16 protein-coding genes, 3 tRNA genes and 1 other RNA gene are annotated in these 19,705 nt (G+C 56.9%); 14 read left to right on the forward strand and 6 right to left on the reverse strand.

All coding sequences use genetic code 11. The annotated features are described in order from the left end of the window. The first annotated feature begins 65 nt into the window (after positions 1-65). From ACP86_RS17610 to ACP86_RS17640, 8 genes are all read left to right on the forward strand, one after another. A complete protein-coding gene (locus ACP86_RS17610; RefSeq protein ID WP_014576751.1) occupies positions 66-1,304 on the forward strand; it encodes an aspartate kinase in 1,239 nt (412 codons plus the stop codon). 189 nt (positions 1,305-1,493) lie between these two features. Then, positions 1,494-1,691 carry a carbon storage regulator CsrA gene (gene csrA / locus ACP86_RS17615; RefSeq protein WP_008172808.1) on the forward strand — a complete coding sequence of 66 codons (198 nt, stop codon included), beginning with the start codon at positions 1,494-1,496 and terminating at the stop codon, positions 1,689-1,691. A 126-nt stretch (positions 1,692-1,817) separates the two neighbouring features. Further along, positions 1,818-1,907: transfer RNA gene (locus ACP86_RS17620), tRNA-Ser, on the forward strand. Between the two features lie 63 nt (positions 1,908-1,970). Further along, positions 1,971-2,047, forward strand: a tRNA-Arg gene (locus ACP86_RS17625). A gap of 25 nt (positions 2,048-2,072) precedes the next feature. After that, positions 2,073-2,149 (forward strand) — tRNA-Arg (locus tag ACP86_RS17630). Positions 2,150-2,198: 49 nt separating this feature from the next. Continuing rightward, a non-coding RNA gene (locus ACP86_RS22250) (RtT sRNA) lies at positions 2,199-2,341 on the forward strand. 172 nt (positions 2,342-2,513) lie between these two features. Next, positions 2,514-2,705: an SPOR domain-containing protein gene (locus ACP86_RS17635; RefSeq protein WP_053114925.1), complete on the forward strand. Its 192-nt coding sequence runs from the start codon at positions 2,514-2,516 to the stop codon at positions 2,703-2,705. Between the two features lie 37 nt (positions 2,706-2,742). Next, on the forward strand, positions 2,743-3,252 hold the full coding sequence (locus ACP86_RS17640) for a BCAM0308 family protein (protein ID WP_053114926.1): 510 nt from the start codon (positions 2,743-2,745) through the stop codon (positions 3,250-3,252). Positions 3,253-3,268: 16 nt separating this feature from the next. Here the strand turns inward: ACP86_RS17640 and ACP86_RS17645 are convergent, their stop codons facing one another. Further along, positions 3,269-5,125 carry a methyl-accepting chemotaxis protein gene (locus tag ACP86_RS17645; RefSeq protein WP_053114927.1) on the reverse strand — a complete coding sequence of 619 codons (1,857 nt, stop codon included), beginning with the start codon at positions 5,123-5,125 and terminating at the stop codon, positions 3,269-3,271. A gap of 726 nt (positions 5,126-5,851) precedes the next feature. Between ACP86_RS17645 and ACP86_RS17650 the strand changes: the two genes are divergently transcribed. Further along, positions 5,852-7,465, forward strand: a complete 1,614-nt coding sequence (locus tag ACP86_RS17650; RefSeq protein WP_158499465.1) for a choice-of-anchor F family protein — start codon at positions 5,852-5,854, stop codon at positions 7,463-7,465. Between the two features lie 85 nt (positions 7,466-7,550). On the opposite strand, the gene ACP86_RS17655 is transcribed toward ACP86_RS17650, so the two are convergent. Beyond that, positions 7,551-7,967, reverse strand: a complete 417-nt coding sequence (locus ACP86_RS17655; protein WP_053114929.1) for a hypothetical protein — start codon at positions 7,965-7,967, stop codon at positions 7,551-7,553. A gap of 133 nt (positions 7,968-8,100) precedes the next feature. Next, positions 8,101-8,637: a DUF2058 domain-containing protein gene (locus tag ACP86_RS17660; RefSeq protein WP_008172128.1), complete on the reverse strand. Its 537-nt coding sequence runs from the start codon at positions 8,635-8,637 to the stop codon at positions 8,101-8,103. Positions 8,638-8,743: 106 nt separating this feature from the next. Here ACP86_RS17660 and dbpA point away from each other — a divergent pair, with 106 nt between their 5' ends. The 4 genes from dbpA to ACP86_RS17680 all read left to right on the forward strand — a co-directional run bounded on the left by dbpA (position 8,744) and on the right by ACP86_RS17680 (position 13,769). Next, positions 8,744-10,117, forward strand: coding sequence for an ATP-dependent RNA helicase DbpA (dbpA, locus tag ACP86_RS17665; RefSeq protein ID WP_008172127.1), 1,374 nt, complete (start codon positions 8,744-8,746; stop codon positions 10,115-10,117). A gap of 223 nt (positions 10,118-10,340) precedes the next feature. Next, the gene (locus tag ACP86_RS17670; RefSeq protein WP_008172126.1) at positions 10,341-10,592 is read left to right on the forward strand and encodes an OadG family protein; all 252 of its coding nucleotides are present in this window, start codon (positions 10,341-10,343) and stop codon (positions 10,590-10,592) included. Between the two features lie 41 nt (positions 10,593-10,633). After that, entirely contained in the window at positions 10,634-12,421 is a 1,788-nt protein-coding gene (gene oadA, locus ACP86_RS17675; RefSeq protein ID WP_053114930.1) for a sodium-extruding oxaloacetate decarboxylase subunit alpha, read from the forward strand. 13 nt (positions 12,422-12,434) lie between these two features. Continuing rightward, positions 12,435-13,769 carry a sodium ion-translocating decarboxylase subunit beta gene (locus tag ACP86_RS17680; protein ID WP_053114931.1) on the forward strand — a complete coding sequence of 445 codons (1,335 nt, stop codon included), beginning with the start codon at positions 12,435-12,437 and terminating at the stop codon, positions 13,767-13,769. A 52-nt stretch (positions 13,770-13,821) separates the two neighbouring features. On the opposite strand, the gene ACP86_RS17685 is transcribed toward ACP86_RS17680, so the two are convergent. From ACP86_RS17685 to imuA, 3 genes are read right to left on the reverse strand one after another with little or no spacing between them, the layout of a single operon-like run. Next, positions 13,822-16,941: an error-prone DNA polymerase gene (locus tag ACP86_RS17685; protein ID WP_053114932.1), complete on the reverse strand. Its 3,120-nt coding sequence runs from the start codon at positions 16,939-16,941 to the stop codon at positions 13,822-13,824. Then, a complete protein-coding gene (locus tag ACP86_RS17690) occupies positions 16,941-18,359 on the reverse strand; it encodes a Y-family DNA polymerase (RefSeq protein WP_053114933.1) in 1,419 nt (472 codons plus the stop codon). Before ACP86_RS17690 ends, ACP86_RS17685 begins: the two co-directional genes overlap by 1 nt. A gap of 9 nt (positions 18,360-18,368) precedes the next feature. Continuing rightward, positions 18,369-19,058 carry a translesion DNA synthesis-associated protein ImuA gene (gene imuA / locus ACP86_RS17695; protein WP_053114934.1) on the reverse strand — a complete coding sequence of 230 codons (690 nt, stop codon included), beginning with the start codon at positions 19,056-19,058 and terminating at the stop codon, positions 18,369-18,371. Positions 19,059-19,186: 128 nt separating this feature from the next. Here imuA and ACP86_RS17700 point away from each other — a divergent pair, with 128 nt between their 5' ends. After that, the gene (locus ACP86_RS17700; protein WP_053114935.1) at positions 19,187-19,534 is read left to right on the forward strand and encodes a 4a-hydroxytetrahydrobiopterin dehydratase; all 348 of its coding nucleotides are present in this window, start codon (positions 19,187-19,189) and stop codon (positions 19,532-19,534) included. Positions 19,535-19,705: the final 171 nt, after the last annotated feature.

Raw genomic sequence — 19,705 nt, forward strand, 5'->3', positions numbered from 1 at the left:
CCGTTTCTTCTTAGTGGCGGAGTGTCACTCCGCTGTGAGTCCCCGTTTCGGATATTGGGAAAATAATGGCTCTGTTGGTTCAGAAATTTGGTGGCACATCGGTTGGAACAACCGAGCGTATTGAAGCGGTAGCCGAGAAGGTGAGCCGTTTTCGGAAGGAAGGTCATGATGTTGTTGTCGTGGTTTCCGCCATGAGCGGTGAAACCAACCGGCTGATCGCCCTGGCCAACAACATCATGGAGGAGCCGACACCGCGTGAGATGGATGTGCTGGTATCCACTGGTGAGCAGGTAACCATTGCGCTCCTGTCCATGGCGCTGCAGAAGCTCGGTTGTGAAGCACGGTCCTACACCGGTTCTCAGGTGCGCATCCTGACCGACAGCAGCCATACCAAGGCGCGGATCAAACAGATCGATGAGCAGCGCATGCGCGAAGATCTGGATGCTGGTCGAGTGGTTGTGGTTGCCGGATTCCAGGGCATAGACGAGAGTGGAAACATCACTACGCTCGGGCGTGGCGGCTCCGATACCACAGCGGTGGCTCTGGCGGCAGCGCTCAGGGCAGACGAATGCCAGATCTACACTGACGTTGACGGTGTCTACACAACCGACCCAAGGGTTGTCGACACTGCGCGCAGGCTTGAACGGATTACGTTCGAGGAAATGCTTGAAATGGCGAGTCTGGGTTCGAAAGTGCTCCAGATCCGCTCTGTAGAATTTGCAGGTAAATACAACGTTCCATTAAGGGTTCTTTCCAGCTTCCAGGAAGGCGAGGGCACCCTGATTACTCTTGAGGATGAAAACGCCATGGAACAACCGGTTGTTTCCGGCATCGCTTTTAACCGTGATGAAGCCAAACTGACCATTGCCGGCGTACCGGATACCCCGGGCAGCGCGCTGCGTATTCTGAAGCCGGTGAGTGACGCCAATATCGAAGTGGATATGATCGTGCAGAACGTGGGTGAGGATAACCGCACAGCCTTCACGTTCACCGTCCATCGCAATGATTTCAAGCGTGCGAAAGAAGTGCTTCAGCGTGTTGCAGACGAACTGGGTGCTCGTGAAGTGGCCGGTGACAGCAAGATTGCCAAAGTCAGTATCGTGGGTGTCGGTATGCGTTCTCACGCTGGTGTGGCCACTCAGATGTTCGAGGCGCTGTCCAACGAGGGAATCAATATCCAGATGATCTCCACATCAGAAATCAAGATTTCCGTGGTGATCGACGAGAAATACCTTGAGCTTGCGGTTCGCGCACTTCACAGTGCATTTGAACTGGACAAGCCCGCGGTATCGGAAGAGGCCTGAAAACCGCAGATAAAAGGTCGGTCTGCGGGGCCTCCGAAAAAAGGGCGTCATATACTGAGCCTATGACAAACGTGCACCGTATAAGGGAATGTGCGTCTACAGATCAGTAAGTGATCCCACTATAAAAGCAATAAATAGATCAAAAAACCATTTATCGGAACAGGTAGCTCTGGATAGGGAGTAAGGGATATGTTGATTTTGACTCGCCGCGTGGGCGAAACTCTGATGGTCGGCGACGATATCACCGTCACCGTCCTGGGAGTGAAAGGCAATCAGGTGCGCATTGGCGTCAATGCCCCGAAAGAAGTCGCGGTACACCGTGAAGAAATCTACCAGCGGATTCAGTCGGAAAAAGGCTCTGAAGAGCCCGAGCCCGGCAACAGCTGAGAGTCAGAAAGCCGTTCAAGGGAAACCTGAACGGCTTTTTTGATGGTGTGGGGAAACGGGCCCGAAAAATCTCGTGTCAACCCTATGAAAACAGAAAAATTATGGTAGTATACGCCCCGTTCTCAAGGAGAGGTGGGTGAGTGGCTGAAACCAGTTCCCTGCTAAGGAACCGTACGAGCAATCGTACCGAGGGTTCGAATCCCTCCCTCTCCGCCATTTCCTTTTTGAGGAAAGAGAGACAGGTTGAAGTAGCACTCAACCACAGCAAGTGATCAATGTGCGGCTGTAGCTCAGCTGGATAGAGTACCTGGCTACGAACCAGGCGGTCGGAGGTTCGAATCCTCCCAGCCGCGCCATCGATCAACCTGCCACAAGTTTTAAGCGGCTGTAGCTCAGCTGGATAGAGTACCTGGCTACGAACCAGGCGGTCGGAGGTTCGAATCCTCCCAGCCGCGCCATATTAGGATCAAGACGCCTCAGTTTGTGAACCTCACAGGCTGAGGCGTTTTGCTTTGTATAGCTGGGAGGATTTGAACCGATAAGAGGTTCGACCGAAACCCACGCAGTGGGTTGAGGAACGCCGGAGCAATGCGACGGCGACCCCGAAGGGGTGAGGGCCAAAGGCCCGAATAATCCTCCCAGCCGTGCCAAATAAAGTCCAAAGCGCCTCAGTTTGTGCACCCCACAGGCTGGGGCGTTTTGCTTTAGCCTTCCAGTCTTGCTCTCCGTCAATTTCCGGTTGATCAATATTTGCACAGCTCCACCCTCCCTGCCTATTCTTTCAGATGTAAGGAAATCGAAATCAAACAGGAGGTTTCACTCATGAGCAAAACAGTAAACGGCGCCTATCGGGATCGCGACCAGGCCAAGAATACCTGGGATGACTTGATTGCGACCGGCATTCCCCGGGATAACATCTACATCGACGAAGACGCCAAGCTGGTCAAGGTCATCGTGCCTGCAGAGACCGAACGTGAGGTCAGGGAAATTTTTGACCGTCACGGGCTGCAATGAACGACCAGATTCCGTCATCAGGGAAAGGAGTGAGGGCATGAGCGGCAAAGACAGTGTTGCAGCTGGCCACGGACGGGATGACCGGCTTCTCAAAGAAGAGATTCACGATCCATACGTAGCCAGATCCAAGCCCAAGGAGCCAGCGATATGCTCCGAGTGCGGTGCAGCTTTCCATAAAGGGCGCTGGCAGTGGGCAACGCCACCCGCAGGCGAGCTTAACGAGCTTATGTGTCCGGCTTGTGAGCGAATCCGGGATAATATGCCAGCTGGAATACTGACTCTCTCCGGGGGCTTTCTGGGTAAGCATCGAGATGCAATCCTGAAACTCATCCACAACAAGGTCGAGGAAGAAAAGCTCGAGCACCCGATGAAACGTCTTATGAGTGTGGAAGACGGTCCAGAGGGAGAGCTGGTGGTGAAATTCACCGATCTGCATCTACCCCGGGGCACCGGGGAGGCTATTGAGCGAGCGTACGACGGTAATCTGGACATCCAGTACACCAAGGAATCGAACCTCGTTCGGGTGTACTGGAATCGGGATGATTAGGCAGCAGGCTGTTCAATTACAGCCTGAAACGTGAAACAAGGTTCTGCAGGTCGCTGCCCAGCCTTGCCAGTTCGCTGCTCGAGCTGGCGGTCTGGTTCGATGAGGCGGCGGACTGATCCGTAACATCCCGAATGCTGGTAATGTTCTGGTTGATTTCCTCGGCCACCGAAGTCTGTTGTTCGGAAGCTGTGGCAATCTGACTGTTGTACTGTTTGATCTCCTCTACAGCACGGGCAATGCGCTCAATGGTCGTTCCGGTTGCCGTGGCACGTTCAAGGGTGTTCGAGGCCATGGTGGTGCTGGACTCCATCGCGGACACCGAGTCACCGGCGCTGTTCTGAAGTGACGTTACCAGAGTCTCGATTTCCTGGGCCGATGATTGTGTCCGCTGTGCGAGAGAGCGCACCTCGTCGGCCACCACGGCAAAGCCGCGACCCTGCTCACCAGCCCGCGCTGCCTCGATAGCGGCGTTCAGCGCCAGCAGGTTGGTCTGCTCGGCGACGGATTTGATCACATCCAGAACGGTGCCGATGTTCGCGGTTTCTTTCTGGAGTCCCTGGATGGTCTCCATGCTCTGGCTGACTTCCCGTGCCAGATTGTTGACCTGATCTACGGTCGCGCGGACTTCCCGCTCACCGTCGCTGGCCTGGCTGGCCGCATCGGCGGCCACGGAAAAGGCCTGTTCGGCGCTGCGGGCGATCTCACCAACGGTTGCGGTCATTTCGTTCATGGCGGTAGCAACCTGATCGGTTTCCTGCTTCTGACGATTGATGCCATCGCTGGTCTGGCTGGTAACAGTTGAGAGTTCTTCTGCCGAGGCTGCAATATTGGAGGCCCCCGACTCAATACTTCTTACCAATTCCCGGAGGCTGGTCACCATGGTAGCCAGGGCAGCCATCAGTCGTCCGATCTCGTTGGTACCGCTGGCCTTGATATCCACGGTCAGGTTGCCAGAAGCCACCTCGGAGGCGATGCTCACTGCCTGGTTAACAGGGGAGACGATGGCGCGGGTAATGAGTAGGGCCATCAGGATGCCAAGAATAAGGGCGATACCGGTCGCGCCGAAGATCAACCAGGAAGCCTGCTCACGATCAGCCTCCATTTTCTCAGTCTGAAGTGCCCGAAGGTTATTTGCCGATTCGATGGCACTGCGAGCTGTGCTGACCATATCATCCGACAGCTGTTTTCCGGAGTTGGTGAGATCCACGACCGTTTGAAATTCATTGACATAGGTCTTCAGCGCAGCATTGATCTGGTCTTTTTCCTCGGTCGTGATCGCCGCTGATTTCAGCGGGCCCTGGACTCTTTTCGCATCATCGAGATAAGCCTTGACGCTGGCGTCATCATGTTCGATCAGGAACTTGCGTTCAGAGCGACGCATATCCTCGAAAATGGCTGAAGCGAAGAACAGAGAGCTGTGGGCCTTCAAAGAAGATCCGAAGATGCGGGCACTGGTTTCAAGGCGCTCGAGCGCTGCCTCCCGTTCACCAATGTTGGTTTCAACCTCGCCCATGAGCCGCTGGTATTGTTTTACGTCTGCCTGGATCTGGCCCAAGGTTTCAATATCCTTGGCGACTGCGAGCAGCGGCTTGATCTCATTGGTCAGCTCCAGAACCCGGTCGCCCTGGGCCTGAGTCCGGGCAACAGCCTGCGCCTCACCGGTCAGCAGAAAGTTCTTCTCCTCAACCCGGGCTTCGGTCAGGTTGGTGTTTACCTGCCCGAGCATGGCAACAATGTTCGAACGTTGGCCATAGCTCTCCAGGGCCCGATCACCTACCAATCCCACTACGATGGTCAGCAGCAGGAGAACCGCAAAGCCGCCAGCCAATCTGGTCCGGATGGTCATGTTGGTGAGGAAGCTCGAGACTGTCATGGTTTTCCTTACTTGCTTGAGGGCAGCATCAAAGCGTGGTTTTGCCTCATTTTTAGCGCGAGGCAGCAAACGAAATTGATACACCGAGGAAATTTGGAATCTTTTATTTGCAGCTATTAAGGCCGCTTTTATCAAAAGAATCCAGAGGCATACCGTAACAGATAGTTTCTGGACGAGTTTATTTGATACGGAAATGCAGCAATTCTCCGAAATATAAAATCATTAAGCAGTGAGCCTACAAGGACTCGAAGGTGAACACTGCCTGATTGGTATTCAGGTCTGCTCGGCTTTGAGGGTGCGACAAAAAGTCACACCTATCGATTCGGTGGCTAGACAGGAACGACTGGCTGCAACTGCGAGCGGTGTAATGGAGTTTTCTTTCACAGGTAATTGTCTTGAGATTCCTGTTCGTGGGCGCCTCATGGCTGGGTATACGGCCGATCGCGATGTTGCAGCTTTGCGCTTCTGGCAAAAGCATGAGAACTGTTCGTGCTAGATTGTTCTACTAGTTGTAACTAAAAAGCATTTGCTTATCGGTTTTTGTGCTTTACGATTGTGAATGAACGGTAATCTTGAACTGCTCTATGTTTTGGATTTTCTGAACTGCATTAGGGAAAGCATTATGACTACTAAAAAAATGATTTTGCGAGACATCGACTTGCTAGCGCCGTGTTTTGTTCCATGATTGGCCTGCCGTGTGTGGCTGTTGCGGCAACGATGGAGGGAGTGAACGAAGAAAACCTTGCGGTTCCACCGGTTGAAGGTAAAACCTTGGTGTATACCGATACAGAGGGAACTGCCAGCTTTGGGTGGCTCGATCCGGTTAACGATTTTGGCAATGTAGGGTTGGGGATCAAGGTCTATAACGAGCCGTTCACCGCCCAGCAGACATACGATTTTGCCGGTTGCCTGATGGCTCAGCCCGATCGTGCCCCCGGCGACAACTGTACAGCCCCGCCTGATTCCGGAAAGCGTTTCAAGCTTAAAACAACCGAAACCAATGGTCCCATCGACATTGTTGTCGATGTGTCAGCCGATGATTCGGTAAGTCTCTATCGGGTGATTGGCAAGTTTTCCAATCTTACCGACGCCTCCAATTCGGTTGGCGGTGATTTGAATGCGATCCGTTTCGAGCTCGGTTTTGGGGTTGGAAGCGAGTTTATGCGTTCATCTGTTGGTGATGGTCTGGGTTTCGGCTTTGCAGATGGCGCTAAACTGAGTATCGGGCCTGTTGGTAAGTACCCCGGCGGCCTTTTCGGCGGTAGTAAAGTTGAGGGATTGCCTTTCTTCAGCACCGAGGTTGCTCCATTTACTGAATCGCTTGCTACGGCTGATGATGGAGATGTGCTTGAAACCAATGGCACCATTGCCACGCAGTACAGTTCTTTGTTTGGTGATTGGCGGACGCTGAGCGAAACGCCCACGGGATGGTTTATTGATCACGATGGTAATCCGGCCAACGACTCGATCCTTCTGGCTTATAACGCCGGAACGGCTTCCGCGCCGGATTGGCAGACTTATGAAAAAGTCTTTAGTACGACAGTTGAGGTAGATGCCAATGGCGACAATACGGTAGATACTCTCGCTGATCGATGGGATCCCAACAGCATTAACTTCGACCCGAGCGTAGCCGACGATGTAGGGCCAATTGTGGATACCTTGGGTGAGGGGGATGCCCAAGATACTGTACCTGATGCAATTTCATTGAATCAGTCTTCTGCTGCTGGCCTGTATGTTGCCGATTACAACAATACGGGCGAGGGTTTCAAAGTCCTGATCGATGGCGAGGCTGTAGCCATTGATGCCTTCGCCGAGTGGGCTAATCAACCTCCGAAAGTGCTCAATACTTCAGACGGCTCCCTCTACGCTACATGGAGGTCTGATGAGGGTGAGGATGGGTTGTATGAGTTGGCAGACGGTTCGTTCGAAACTGTTGAGGCTGTAAACGCGACGATTCTGGCTGATGAAGCGGCATATGAAGGCGTTGCCGGTTATGTTCAAGGCCCGATTGAAGATCTCGCCAACGTCAATATCAACCCCACAATTTCAGTGGGCGCGGCTGCCAATTGGCCAACCTGTACCGGTGATGGTGTGAGTACGACTTGTAGCTTCACGTTCAGGGTTACCGGTCTGAATGGTGCAGTTGATGATCCGATGATTCCAGATACTCCGGTTGAACCCGAGCCTGAAGAGCCCACTGCAGCGTCCAGTAGTGGCGGCGGTACCATCTTTGGTTGCACCGCAGGCAAACCAGGTGCTCCGTTCGATCCGGTTCTGCCGGGCCTGGTGCTGATGGCGATGGGCGGCTTGTGGGCGCGTAAGCGTCTACGCAATGCCTGAATAATCTCGAGGTAAAAGGCGCAAATAAAAATCGGGGCTGACAATCAGCCCCGATTTTTTTGTGGCCCTGAACAGCAATGTCCGACTACTGGCTGTTTGAGCCTTTCATCTTATACTGCTGGTTCTTGCCGTTACCGCCACCCCCGGCGCCCTGTCCATTTTGCTGGCCCATACCCTGGCCGTTTTTCTGCCCCATACCCTGGCCCATGCCTTGGCCTTTACCCATGCCTTTTCCGGAACCCTGTCCCATGCCGTTCCTGAGCTCAACGCCACGCTCTCTGGCTCGTTCCATCATCCGTTCATGGTGGAGCTGGCGGTACTTCGCACGCTCGGCGTCGGTGTTCAGGTTGCGCATGGTTTCCCGGTGCTGTTGCAGCTCTTGCTGGGTCATCAGTTCCCGTCCGAAAACCTGGTCGTCCGATTGGGCGGCAACCGGCATACTGGCCAAAGACGCCAGTAACGTGGCGCCAGCAATCAAGCTCAATGATTTTTTCAGTCTCATAGTTAATCCCCTTCGTTCTATGGATATAACTAAAGTATAGGTCAAGTCAGAAGTTTTGGGGTTATGAGTAGTACCTATGTATTTCCCGGGTGCATGTAGGACCAAAAGGGTGGATCTGCGGTTGATTAGTGCGTTACCACATCAGATCATCAGGGATTTCGTAGCCTGCGTAAGGATCATCCTCACCTGCATCGTCCTGTTTGCGATCATGAAGTACCACCACGGCGCTCTCATCCCGCTCCATGATTTTTCGGGCAACACCTTCCGCCACAATCTCGTAGTTATCGTTCACGAAAACAATTGCCAGGCGGCCGCGGGATAGCTGATCGACCATAGTGTCGTCTACGAAGAGCTTCTTGATCTTCTTGTCATGAACAAACTGATAGGAGGTTTCGCCGCGGCTCCGGTCCAGCCGGTTGGTTTCTACCAGTTGCCGGATCTGGGCCTGGATGGCTTTCTTTTCGGCAGCGCGCTGACGCTCCAGGTTGAGTTGGCGATCCCGCTCTGCTTTTTCCTCACGGGCCTGACGTGCACGGGTCTCGGCCTCGTTAACTTCCACAGCCCCCTTGGGTTGCTGCTTTCTTTTCTTCCGTTTTTCGCTGCGAATGGCCTTGGCTTTTTTCTCGTCGGCAAGGCCGGCCTTCAGCAATTGATCCTGCAGGGATGCCATCAGTAACTCCGTTCTTTCGTTGCATATTCTGGTATCATTTCGGCCTAGTATACGCCCTCATTATTGCCTTCATAACCAGCTTCCGCTGAATCCGGGATTTTCTTCTATGTCTTCTTTTAACGACTTTGGCCTGTCTACCGCCATGTGCTCGAACCTTAACCAGCTGGGGTTTGCCCAACCCACGGAGATTCAGGCGAAGGCCATTGCGCCGGGGCTGGCGGGAAAAGACATCATTGCCATGGCCAAAACCGGTAGCGGAAAAACGGCGGCGTTTGGCATCAGCCTGGTTGAGCGGCTCAATCCCCGACTGTTCGCGGTTCAGGCGCTCGTGCTGTGCCCGACCCGTGAGCTGGCAGACCAGGTCGCCAAAGCTATCCGTGAGCTGGCGCGGGCCCGGGACAATATCAAGGTGCTGACTCTGTGTGGTGGTGTTGCCATCGGCCCCCAGATCGGGTCCCTGAGCCATGGCGCTCATATTGTTGTGGGTACCCCGGGCAGGATTCAGGACCACCTGCGCAAGCAGACCCTCTCGCTGGCGCGGCTTAAAACCGTGGTGCTTGATGAGGCGGACCGAATGCTGGATATGGGTTTTCAGGAAGCGATGGAAGACATCCTGTCCCAGACTCCGCCATCACGCCAGACCATGATGTTTTCGGCGACCTGGCCGGCGCCCATCCGTGAATTGAGCAAGCAGTACCAGAAAAGCCCGGTAGACGTTCGGGCCGAGGAAGCCGGTGACAACCCGGACATTGAAGAGCTGTTCTACGAAGTGTCGCCACATTCCAAATCGGATGCCATCGTAGCGCTGCTTTCCGAGCGTCAGCCCGAGTCCTGCATCGTTTTCTGCACCACCAAACAGCAGTGTGACGACATGGCGGCGGAACTTGGTGAGCGGGGTTTCTCTGCGCTGCCTTTGCATGGCGATCTGGAGCAACGGGATCGAGACAGCGTGCTCGTGCGGTTTGGCAATCAGAGCTGCTCCATCCTGGTTGCCACCGACGTGGCTGCCCGTGGCCTCGACATAAAGTCTCTGCCCCTGGTTATCAACGCCGAGCCCGCGCGGGATCCCGAAGTGCATACCCATCGGATCGGGCGCACCGGCCGGGCAGGGGAGCGGGGTCATGCTGTTACCTTCTGCACGCCGGCCCAGGGGCACAAGATTACCCGCATCGAGTCCGAAAGAGGCCGCAGCGTGACATGGGGAGACACAGAGAAACTCCTGGCGACGCCGCTGAAACCGGTCGTGCCCGCCATGAAGACCCTGTGCATTGCCGGTGGTCGCAAAGACAAGGTTCGTCCCGGCGATGTCCTGGGTGCCCTGACGGGCGAAGCAGGCCTGCCTGGCAAAGCTGTCGGCAAGATTGATCTGTTTGATCATCAGTGTTTTGTCGCGGTAGAGAAGTCGCTTGCAGCTAAGGCATTGGCCAGGCTCGAAAGTGGCAAGGTCAAGGGGCGGAAAATACGCGTTCGATATGCCTGAATGAGAATTGCTTCGTCTGTATAAATGCGTGTCTTTTCGGGCCGCGACGCTCGGAAACCCCGTATAGATTTTTGCATTCAGGTTGCCCGGGCACCCTGAAAACGGTAAATTACGCAGGATTTTGCCCCCCGAATTGTCGCGGAAGCGTGTTAGACCTTAGTCTAACTGGTCAGTCCGGGCACAGATCGGGAGAAATATAAATCAATACAGGTAGCTGTTCGATATGAATGACCTGATGTCACAAGCCGTCGATCTGATGATTGCCGGAATGGGGTTTGTATTCGTGTTCCTCATTATTCTGGTGTTCGCGACACTCCTCATGTCCAAGCTCATAGGACGGTTTGCGCCGCCAGAGCCGGCAACCCCGGCCAAAACTCCACGTGCCAAGCCGAAGGCGCCCGCGTCGGTTGACCCTGACACCGCCGAGGCCATCAAGAAGGCGATTGCACAATTCCGGTCCCGCCACAAGAAGTGAACCGGTAAAAGACTAGAACCTTTAAACAGAAGGCTGACACGATGACTGACACAAAGAAACCGCTGGGGATTACGGACGTTATCCTGCGTGACGCCCACCAGTCCCTGCTTGCCACCCGTATGCGGCTGGATGACATGCTGCCAATTGCCGAGAAACTCGACAAGGTCGGTTTCTGGTCCCTGGAATCCTGGGGCGGCGCTACCTTTGATTCCTGCATTCGCTACCTGGGCGAAGATCCCTGGGAGCGCATCCGCGAGCTGAAAAAAGCCATGCCCAACACCCAGCAGCAGATGCTGCTGCGCGGTCAGAACCTGCTGGGCTATCGTCATTATGCGGATGATGTGGTGGACCGTTTCTGTGAACGTGCCGCTGAAAATGGCGTTGACGTATTCCGTATTTTCGATGCGATGAACGATCCCCGTAACCTGGATCGTGCCATTAAGGCCGTTCGCAAGACCGGCAAGCATGCCCAGGGCACCATTGCCTACACCACCAGCCCGGTGCACACCATCGAGATGTGGGTAGAGCTGGCGAAAGAAGTTGCCGACATGGGTGCGGACTCCATTGCGATCAAGGACATGGCCGGTATCCTCAAGCCGTACGTGGCCTATGATCTGGTCAGCCGTCTGAAGAAAGAGCTGGATATTCCGATCCACATGCAGTGTCACGCCACCACCGGCATGTCGACCGCTACCGCCATCAAGGCTGCGGAGGCCGGTATCGATAACGTGGATACGGCCATTTCCTCCATGAGCATGACCTACGGTCACTCGCCCACAGAAGCCGTCGTTGCGATTCTGGAGGGCACTGACCGTGACACCGGCCTGGACCTCAACCTGCTGGAAGAAATCGCCAGCTACTTCCGCCAGGTGCGCAAGAAGTACGCGAAATTCGAAGGCAGCCTGCGTGGGACCGATTCCCGCATCCTGATTGCCCAGGTACCAGGTGGCATGCTCACCAACATGGAAAACCAGCTGCGTGAGCAGAACGCCAGCGACAAGTTTGATCAGGTTCTGGACGAGATTCCCAAGGTTCGCGAAGACCTGGGCTTCATCCCGCTGGTAACCCCGACGTCCCAGATCGTCGGTACCCAGGCGGTACTGAACGTTCTGACCGGCGAGCGCTACAAGTCCATCTCCAAAGAAACCTCTGCGATCCTGAAAGGCGAGTACGGTGCTGCACCGGCGCCGATGAACAAGGAACTGCAGGAGCGTGTTCTGGATGGCAAAGAGCCTGTGACCTGTCGTCCGGCGGATCTGCTTGAGCCGGAAATGGACAAGCTGACTGACGAACTCAAGAAGCTGGCCGACGAGAAGGGTATCAAACTGTCTGACAACGTTGAAGACGACGTTCTCACCTACGCGCTGTTCCCGCAGATCGGCCTGAAGTTCCTGGAAAACCGTGACAACCCGGATGCGTTCGAGCCGGTTCCGACCGCTGAAAGCGCTGCTCCGGCCGCGAAATCTGAAGGCCCTGAGACCTACACCGTTGAAGTGAATGGCAAGAAGTTTGTGGTTGCCGTTTCCGAAGGTGGCGAGATCAGCCAGATCCAGGGCGAGGGCGGTGCCGCTTCCGCACCGGCTGCTTCCTCGGCTCCGGCACCTGCAGCGGGTGAAGGCGAGCCTGTGGTTGCACCGCTGGGCGGCAACATCTTCAAGGTTCTGGTTTCTCCGGGTGACACCGTGGAAGAGGGCGATGTGATGATTATCCTCGAGGCCATGAAAATGGAAACCGAGGTTCGCGCGCCAAAAGCCGGCACAATCGGCGAAGTCTTCATCAAGGTCGGTGATGCCGTCTCCCCTGATGACGAAATGCTGACAATCGCATAAGGGCCAGCATTCCATGGATAAATTAATGACACTCTGGACAGGTAGTGGCCTGTTCAACATCGAGATCGGCCAGGTGATCATGATCGCCATCGGCCTCTTGCTTCTCTATCTTGCGATTAACAAGAAATTTGAGCCGTTGCTTCTGGTACCCATCGGGTTCGGCGGCATCCTGGCGAATATTCCGGAGGCAGGCCTTGCCCTGACTGCGGCGGAAAATGCCATCCATTTTGCCCTGAAGGAAGAGTCAACTCAGATTCTGGCTGCTCTGGCCGCACCTCTGGATGTGGCCTACCAGGTCGGGCAGGCGGTGACGCCAGAGTTGAAAGACGCCTTCAAGGTGGCCGTAAAAGAGGCCAGCTACTCCGAAATGGCGATGGCCAACTCCCTGGCCCAGGATTTCGGTTACGGCAATGGCATGCTCTATAACTTCTACTCCGTGATCATTGGCAGTACGGTTGGTCCGCTGTTGATCTTCATGGGTGTGGGCGCGATGACCGACTTCGGTCCGTTGCTGGCTAACCCCAAGACCCTGCTGCTGGGTGCCGCTGCCCAGTTCGGTATCTTCGGTACTGTCATTGGTGCTGCGCTGCTGGACTGGACCGGTGTTCTGGAGTTCAACATTCTGGAAGCCGCCGCTATCGGTATCATTGGTGGTGCAGATGGCCCGACTTCCATCTATGTCTCCAGTGTTCTGGCCCCGCACTTGCTGGGTGCCATTGCGGTCTCTGCCTACGCTTACATGGCACTGGTGCCGATGATCCAGCCGCCGATCATGAAAGCACTGACCTCCGCTGAAGAGCGCAAGATCAAGATGACGCAGCTGCGCCCTGTCAGCAAGCAGGAAAAGATCATTTTCCCGCTGGTGGTTCTGATTGCGGTCGTTCTGTTCCTGCCGGATGCAGCGCCGCTGCTGGGTATGTTCACCTTCGGTAACCTGATGCGTGAATGTGGCGTGGTCGAGCGTTTGAGCGACACGGCCCAGAACGCGCTGATTAACATCGTGACCATTTTCCTTGGCCTGTCCGTTGGTTCCAAACTGATGGCAGACAAGTTCCTGGACGCCCAGACCCTGGGTATCTTGGGCCTGGGTATCGTGGCCTTCGGTGTGGGTACTGCCTCGGGTGTTCTGATGGCGAAGCTGATGAACAAGCTGAGCAAAGAGCAGATCAACCCGCTGATCGGTTCTGCCGGTGTATCTGCGGTGCCGATGGCAGCGCGGGTCTCCAACAAGGTGGGCCTGGAAGCCAACCCGCAGAACTTCCTGCTGATGCACGCCATGGGCCCGAACGTGGCTGGCGTTATCGGCTCTGCGGTTGCTGCGGGTGTAATGATCAAGCTTCTTGGCTGATTTGTTCACCGCAGTACAAAAAACCCCGCCTCTGTGCGGGGTTTTTTTGTGTCTAATGAAAATTCCTGGAATTCACGGGTAACGACTGAATCAGGTGGCTGAGGTCCGAAAGCCGACCTGCCATCACATGCACAATGTCCCCCTGTCGCTCCAGCACTCCCATCACATGCAGCAATCGGGCAGTCAGTAACGGCTTGCGCTGTCGCCGTGCCGTTTCCAGCCACACCACCACGTTCACATTACCGGTTTCGTCTTCCAGGGTGACGAAGGTAACGCCGGAAGCGGAGCCGGGGCGTTGGCGGCCGGTGACCAGGCCGGCGACCTGGACAGGGATGCCGGCTTTGGTGGATTTGAGCTGTTCGGCGCTGAGACAGAACTTCAGGTGGCCCTGTTCCCGCAATAACGCTAGCGGATGACGCTGCAGGGTGAGGCCCTGGCTGGCGTAGTCGGCCAGCACGTTCTGGCCTTCGGAGGGTTCCGGCAATTGCTCACAGTAGTCCGGTTGATAATCGACCGCCGTCTCCTGAGCGAACAGCTCCGCAGGTTGTTCATGGTCGAGCAGTTGCCAGTACGCCTGGTGGCGGTTGGCGGTGAAGCCCGGCATGGCGTTGGCGCCGGCGAGGAGTTCCATATCCCGCTGGTTCAGGGTGGCCAGGCGGCGAAGCTCGCTGGCAGAGCGGTAGCCCTCGGCTGGCCGGTTCTGGTGGATACGCTCGGCGCCGCTAACGGACAGACCCTGGATAATCCTCAGGCCCAGTCGCAGATGGCGGTCTTCGTCTTGCAGGTTGTGGTCCCACTGGCTGGCATTTACATCCGGCGGCAGCACGGTGACATTGTGCCGGCGGGCGTCCTGCACCAGTTGTGAGGGAGAATAGAACCCCATGGGCTGGCTGTTAAGCAGGGCACAGTAAAAGGCCGCCGGATAGTGCCGTTTGATCCAGGCGGAGACGTAGACAAGCAGGGCAAAGCTGGCGGCGTGGGATTCGGGGAAGCCATAGCCGCCAAAGCCGCAGATTTGCTGGTACAGCCGTTCGGCGAAGTCGGCATCGTGACCACGTTCGAGCATACCGGTGACTAGCTTTTCCCGGAACGGGGTCAGGTCGCCGTGGGATTTCCAGGCCGCCATGGCCCGGCGCAACTGGTCGGCTTCGCCGGCGGAGAAGCCGGCCGCCACCATGGCCAGTTTGATCACCTGTTCCTGGAAGATGGGCACACCGAGGGTGCGCTCCAGCACCTTGCGCACGGCATCGTTCGGGTAATCCACCGGCTCCAGGCCGTGCTTTCGGCGCAGGTACGGGTGCACCATGTCACCCTGGATGGGGCCCGGCCGAACGATGGCCACCTCAATCACCAGATCGTAATAGGTTTCCGGTTTCAGGCGGGGCAGCATGTTGATCTGGGCCCGGGATTCCACCTGGAATACGCCGATGCTGTCGCCTGTCTGAAGCATGGCGTAGGTGTCACGGTCTTCCTGGGGAATGTCCTGTATCCGGAAAGGCTGGCCTTTTTCATCGCTGATCAGTTCCAGCGCTTTTCGAATGGCGGAGAGCATGCCAAGGGCCAGCACATCCACCTTCATCAGCCCCAGGCTCTCAAGGTCGTCCTTGTCCCACTGGATTACGGTGCGGTCGGCCATGGCAGCGTTCTCCACTGGCACCAGTTCGGCCAGTGGCCCGGCGCTGATCACGAAACCGCCCACGTGCTGGGACAGATGTCGGGGGAAGCTCAGCAGGGTATTCACTAGGGTGAAGAACTGGTCCGCCACCTGTGGGTTGCGGGTGATTTTCTTGTCGAGAATCTGCTGGCGCCAGTTGGTGGCCTTGTCCCGCCAGTCGATGCCTTCCAGCAGCTGTTCCACCAGGGCCGGATCAAACCCCAGGGCCTTGCCGACATCCCGAATGGCGCTTTTGGGCCGGTAACGGATCACCGTGGCAGCCAGGGCGGCGCGCTCACGGGTATAACGCCGGTAGATATACTGGATAACCTCTTCACGACGTTCGTGCTCGAAATCCACATCGATATCGGGCGGTTCGTTTCGGTCTTTGGAAATAAACCGCTCGAACAGCAGTTCCACCCGGGCCGGGTTCACCTCGGTGATGCCCAGGCAATAACAAACCGCAGAGTTTGCTGCCGACCCCCGCCCCTGGCAGAGAATCCCCCGGCTGCGGGCAAAGTCGACAATATCGTGGATGGTGAGGAAGTAATGCTCGTAGTTCATCTCCGAGATCAGGCCCAGCTCCTTGCGGATCAGGCTCTGAACCTGCAGTGGTGTGCCATCCGGGTAACGCCGGCGCTCGCCTTCGCGGGTCAGCCGTTTCAGGTAGCCGGCCGGAGTCTCGTCCTCCGGCACCAGGTCTGGCGGGTATTCATAGCGCAGGCTGCCGGGCTCGAAGGTGCACTGGTTGGCAATGGTCAGGGTTTCATGCAGCCAGGCTTCCGGAAACAGCCGTTGCAGAACGGGCAGGGGGCGCAGGTATCGCTCGCCATTCTGGAACAGGCAGTGGCCGGCATTCTCCAGATTGGTGTGATTGCGCAGGGCTGTCAGTACATCCTGCAGCGGCTGGCGCTCCCGGCTGTGCATGTGCACCTCGCCCACGGCAGCCACGGGAATGCGCAGCTGATCGGCCAGCCAGTGTATCCGTGCCAGCCGCTGCTCCTCGCCGGATTCCAGGGTGCGGGCCGCGGCAATCCAGATCCGGGGGTCAAACAGTCGGGCCAGCCACTCGCCGCAGGCCAGCGCCTGATCGGAATCCGCTTCGGTAGGCGATGGGGGCAGCCACAGACACAGGCAGTCATCCAGGGTGTGGGTTTCAATGTCCCGGTAATACAGCTGGTAATGGCCTTTCTCAGCCCGCCGGCGGCCGGTAGTGATCAACTGGCAAAGCTGGCCATAGCCTTTGCGCGTGCGGGCCAGAAGGATAAAGCGAGGAGAAGCGGCGCCGGTGGGGGCATCCGACAACTCAAACCAGCTGCCGGTAATGAGTTTTACAGGACTTTCTGCCAGCGCCGCCCAGGCCCGGGGAATGCCGGCAACGGAGCAGGCATCGGTGATGGCCAGGGCGGTGTAGCCCAGCTCATGCGCTCGCTCAGCCAGTTCGTGGGGATGAGAGGCCCCGGTGAGGAAGGTGAAATTGCTGAAGCAAAACAGCTCTGCATACTGCTGCCCGGACATCAGCCAAACCACCCATGCACAAACCAGCCTTCCCGGGCATCCCGGAAGACCCAGGCCAACTGGCCGCTGCTCAACTGGGCAATGTAATAATCCCGGTGCACGCGCTGGCCATCCCACCAGCCACCGCTGATGCGCTCAGGCCCGGAAAACCAGGTAACGGGCGCCTCGGTCAGCGGTTGCGGGCCTTTCAATAACCAGAGCGGCCGCCTGGGCAGTTCTGCTGCCGGTACTGGCGGCGTTCCGGTTTTACGCAGAACTTCCGAGGCCGACCAGGCCCGTTCGGGACGATGATCCGCCTGGGGCGAGAGCTGCCTGAGAGCCTGATCGCCCAGGCGCGCCTGCAGCCGGCTGATCAGGGTATGCCAGGCTTCATTCAGATCCTGGGTTTCACCCAGCAGATCCTGCCCGGAGGGTGCTTCCCGTGACAGGAAACGCTTCACCAGCAAAACCATGGAGATAACCGGGGCGCTCAGGGAATGTTGCTCCAACCGCAGACGAACCAGGTTCAAGAAATGATCGGCCCGGTGCTCCGGCCCGGATGTGCGAATCTGCAGCCGGGTTGGTTCCGCATGCCGGTGCTTCAGAACCAGCCGCAGGCTGTCGGTATCCTGCTGGCGCCAGCACAGATCCTCTTCCAGTTCGACAAGCATGCGCTGGAGCGGAAACAGCAGCCCCTGGGTGTGTTCTATTTCCTGCACAAAATCCGCCTGTTGCCGGAACGAGTGGGGCGGTTGCCAGGGTGTGCGGGGATCCGGCCGGGTGCCCTGGATTTTCTGGATGTAAGCCAGCAGTTCCGGAGACAGGCGCCGCGCCAGTTCCCCGGGCGGTAAATCAAACACCTCCCCCAGCGTGTTCAGCCCCAGGCGCTGCAGCCGGGTACAGGCTTTTTCGTTGAATTCCGCTGCCAGCAGGGGCATCTGGCTCAGGCTTCGAAGAATGTGGCCCTTGTCTGCCGTGCATTCCCCCTTGCCGGCGCGGGCAATCAGCCGGGCCGCCAGAGGGGTATAGCCAATACCGATCCAGGCGTTCAGCTGGCGCTCATTCAGCCCCTGTTCCACGGTTTGCCAAACGGCCGGCAGCCCGCCATAGAGCTTCTGCAGGCTGCCAATCTCGGCCAGCAGGCCATCGGGTGGCACCAGCACAATATGGGCGGCATAGCGGTACAGCCAGCGGGCCTGATCTTCCAGAATCCTGGCTTCCTGGGTTTCATCGGCCCGCACCATACCCAGATCCGGTGCCAGGCTGATGGCGGTTTTCAGGCGCATGCCGCTACGAATACCCTGGCCCCTGGCTTCGGGGCAGGCTTGGATCACCTTCTGGCCAGAGCCTTCAACCACCACCAGGGCGCCCTCATCTTCACGGGTGCGGCGAATATGGTCCAGCACCAGGTGCGGGAAATGCAGATACAGCCAGAGCATGGAGCGTTATTACCCGGTTGAACCCGACCAGGGGCCCCGGACAACCCGGGTGGTTTCACGAAATGAGAGATCGGCCCGCTGGGCCATGGCCAGTGAACAGCGCTGCCCGGGCCAACTACCCCGGCGTTTGAGTACATTCACCTTGAGAGCCTGCTGCTCGCCGGGTTCCAGCTCCAGGCGCAGGGCCGCCGGAGAATTCTGCACGGCGTAATGGCGTTCCCGAAACAACACGCACACATTGCTCCCGGCTTCAGCCGCCAGTTGCAGGCGCCGAACCTCCCGGGAGGCCAGTTTGCCCGGCCAGGCCATCACCAGGCCTGTTACCGGTGAACGCAGGCAGTTCTCAAGGGTCCACAGAAAGTCGTCCTCATCCTCAGTATGGATCAGCACCACCTGGTCCAGATTCACGCCTTCCCTGGCCAGGGCAGGGGCATAGGGCGTGTGCGGCGGGTTCAGCCAGAACACGCTTTTGCCCTCTTCGCATACCCGTTGCATAAGCGGCAGCAGCAAATGCAACTCACCAATACCCGGTGCATCCAGCAGGCATTCGCTCAGGGCGCCTCGGGGCCAGCCCAGGCCACCAAGCTGGTTATCCAGAATCTGATAGCCGGTTGGTTCTGCAGGCTGTGTGGTCTGGGTGTGGCGGTGCCCCTGCCAGACACGGGCATCCTGCATCAGCGTGTTCAGAAGCTCGCTCATGATGAAAACTCTCGGAATACTGTTTAAATATACAGTATTCTGAAAGCGGCCGGATTTCAAGGGAGGGGTTGATAAAGCGAAGGGCACGACCCACGCTTGTAGTACAGCCATCAACCATGGAGGTTGAAATGAGTGACCTGAAAGCACACAGCTGTGAAGCCTGCAGCCCGAACGCACCCAAGGCGACCGAGGAAGAAAAGCAGCAGCTGCACAAAGATGTTCCAGACTGGGAAATCCTGGACATTGATGGGGAAGAACAGCTTCACAAGGTCTACAAGCTTAAAAACTTCGTGAAGGCCCTGGAATTCACAACCAAGATTGGCGAACTCGCCGAAGAGGAAGACCACCATCCAGTGATTGTACTGGAGTACGGCAAAGTCGCCGTGAGCTGGTGGAGCCACGAAATCGGCGGCCTGCACAAAAACGACTTTATCCTTGCAGCGAGAACCGACGCTGCGTTCAACGACATGCAATAAGCTCAACAGCGGCGGAGCCGGGTTTCCGTCGCTGTCTCATCGACAGTTTCCATTCCTGATCCGTCCCACCATCAGGCTCTCTATTGCTTTCGATACTTCGGTAAAAAGCTGGCTGAATTAGCAGTCGCAATATGAACTCTGGCATGCCGAACAACATCGCAAAGAGCTCAA

Origin of the sequence: Marinobacter sp. CP1 (assembly GCF_001266795.1) — a bacterium.
Lineage (GTDB): Bacteria > Pseudomonadota > Gammaproteobacteria > Pseudomonadales > Oleiphilaceae > Marinobacter > Marinobacter flavimaris.

What these genes read in the sequence shown, in the direction of transcription:
- imuA (WP_053114934.1), bottom strand. Translation starts at nt 19,058, where the DNA reads ATGAGCGAGCTTCTGAACACGCTGATGCAGGATGCCCGTGTCTGGCAG.
- ACP86_RS17640 (WP_053114926.1), top strand. Translation starts at nt 2,743, where the DNA reads ATGAGCGGCAAAGACAGTGTTGCAGCTGGCCACGGACGGGATGACCGG.
- ACP86_RS17690 (WP_053114933.1), bottom strand. Translation starts at nt 18,359, where the DNA reads ATGCTCTGGCTGTATCTGCATTTCCCGCACCTGGTGCTGGACCATATT.
- ACP86_RS17700 (WP_053114935.1), top strand. Translation starts at nt 19,187, where the DNA reads ATGAGTGACCTGAAAGCACACAGCTGTGAAGCCTGCAGCCCGAACGCA.
- csrA (WP_008172808.1), top strand. Translation starts at nt 1,494, where the DNA reads ATGTTGATTTTGACTCGCCGCGTGGGCGAAACTCTGATGGTCGGCGAC.
- dbpA (WP_008172127.1), top strand. Translation starts at nt 8,744, where the DNA reads ATGTCTTCTTTTAACGACTTTGGCCTGTCTACCGCCATGTGCTCGAAC.
- ACP86_RS17645 (WP_053114927.1), bottom strand. Translation starts at nt 5,125, where the DNA reads ATGACAGTCTCGAGCTTCCTCACCAACATGACCATCCGGACCAGATTG.
- ACP86_RS17660 (WP_008172128.1), bottom strand. Translation starts at nt 8,637, where the DNA reads ATGGCATCCCTGCAGGATCAATTGCTGAAGGCCGGCCTTGCCGACGAG.
- ACP86_RS17670 (WP_008172126.1), top strand. Translation starts at nt 10,341, where the DNA reads ATGAATGACCTGATGTCACAAGCCGTCGATCTGATGATTGCCGGAATG.
- ACP86_RS17635 (WP_053114925.1), top strand. Translation starts at nt 2,514, where the DNA reads ATGAGCAAAACAGTAAACGGCGCCTATCGGGATCGCGACCAGGCCAAG.
- ACP86_RS17655 (WP_053114929.1), bottom strand. Translation starts at nt 7,967, where the DNA reads ATGAGACTGAAAAAATCATTGAGCTTGATTGCTGGCGCCACGTTACTG.
- ACP86_RS17680 (WP_053114931.1), top strand. Translation starts at nt 12,435, where the DNA reads ATGGATAAATTAATGACACTCTGGACAGGTAGTGGCCTGTTCAACATC.
- oadA (WP_053114930.1), top strand. Translation starts at nt 10,634, where the DNA reads ATGACTGACACAAAGAAACCGCTGGGGATTACGGACGTTATCCTGCGT.
- ACP86_RS17610 (WP_014576751.1), top strand. Translation starts at nt 66, where the DNA reads ATGGCTCTGTTGGTTCAGAAATTTGGTGGCACATCGGTTGGAACAACC.
- ACP86_RS17685 (WP_053114932.1), bottom strand. Translation starts at nt 16,941, where the DNA reads ATGTCCGGGCAGCAGTATGCAGAGCTGTTTTGCTTCAGCAATTTCACC.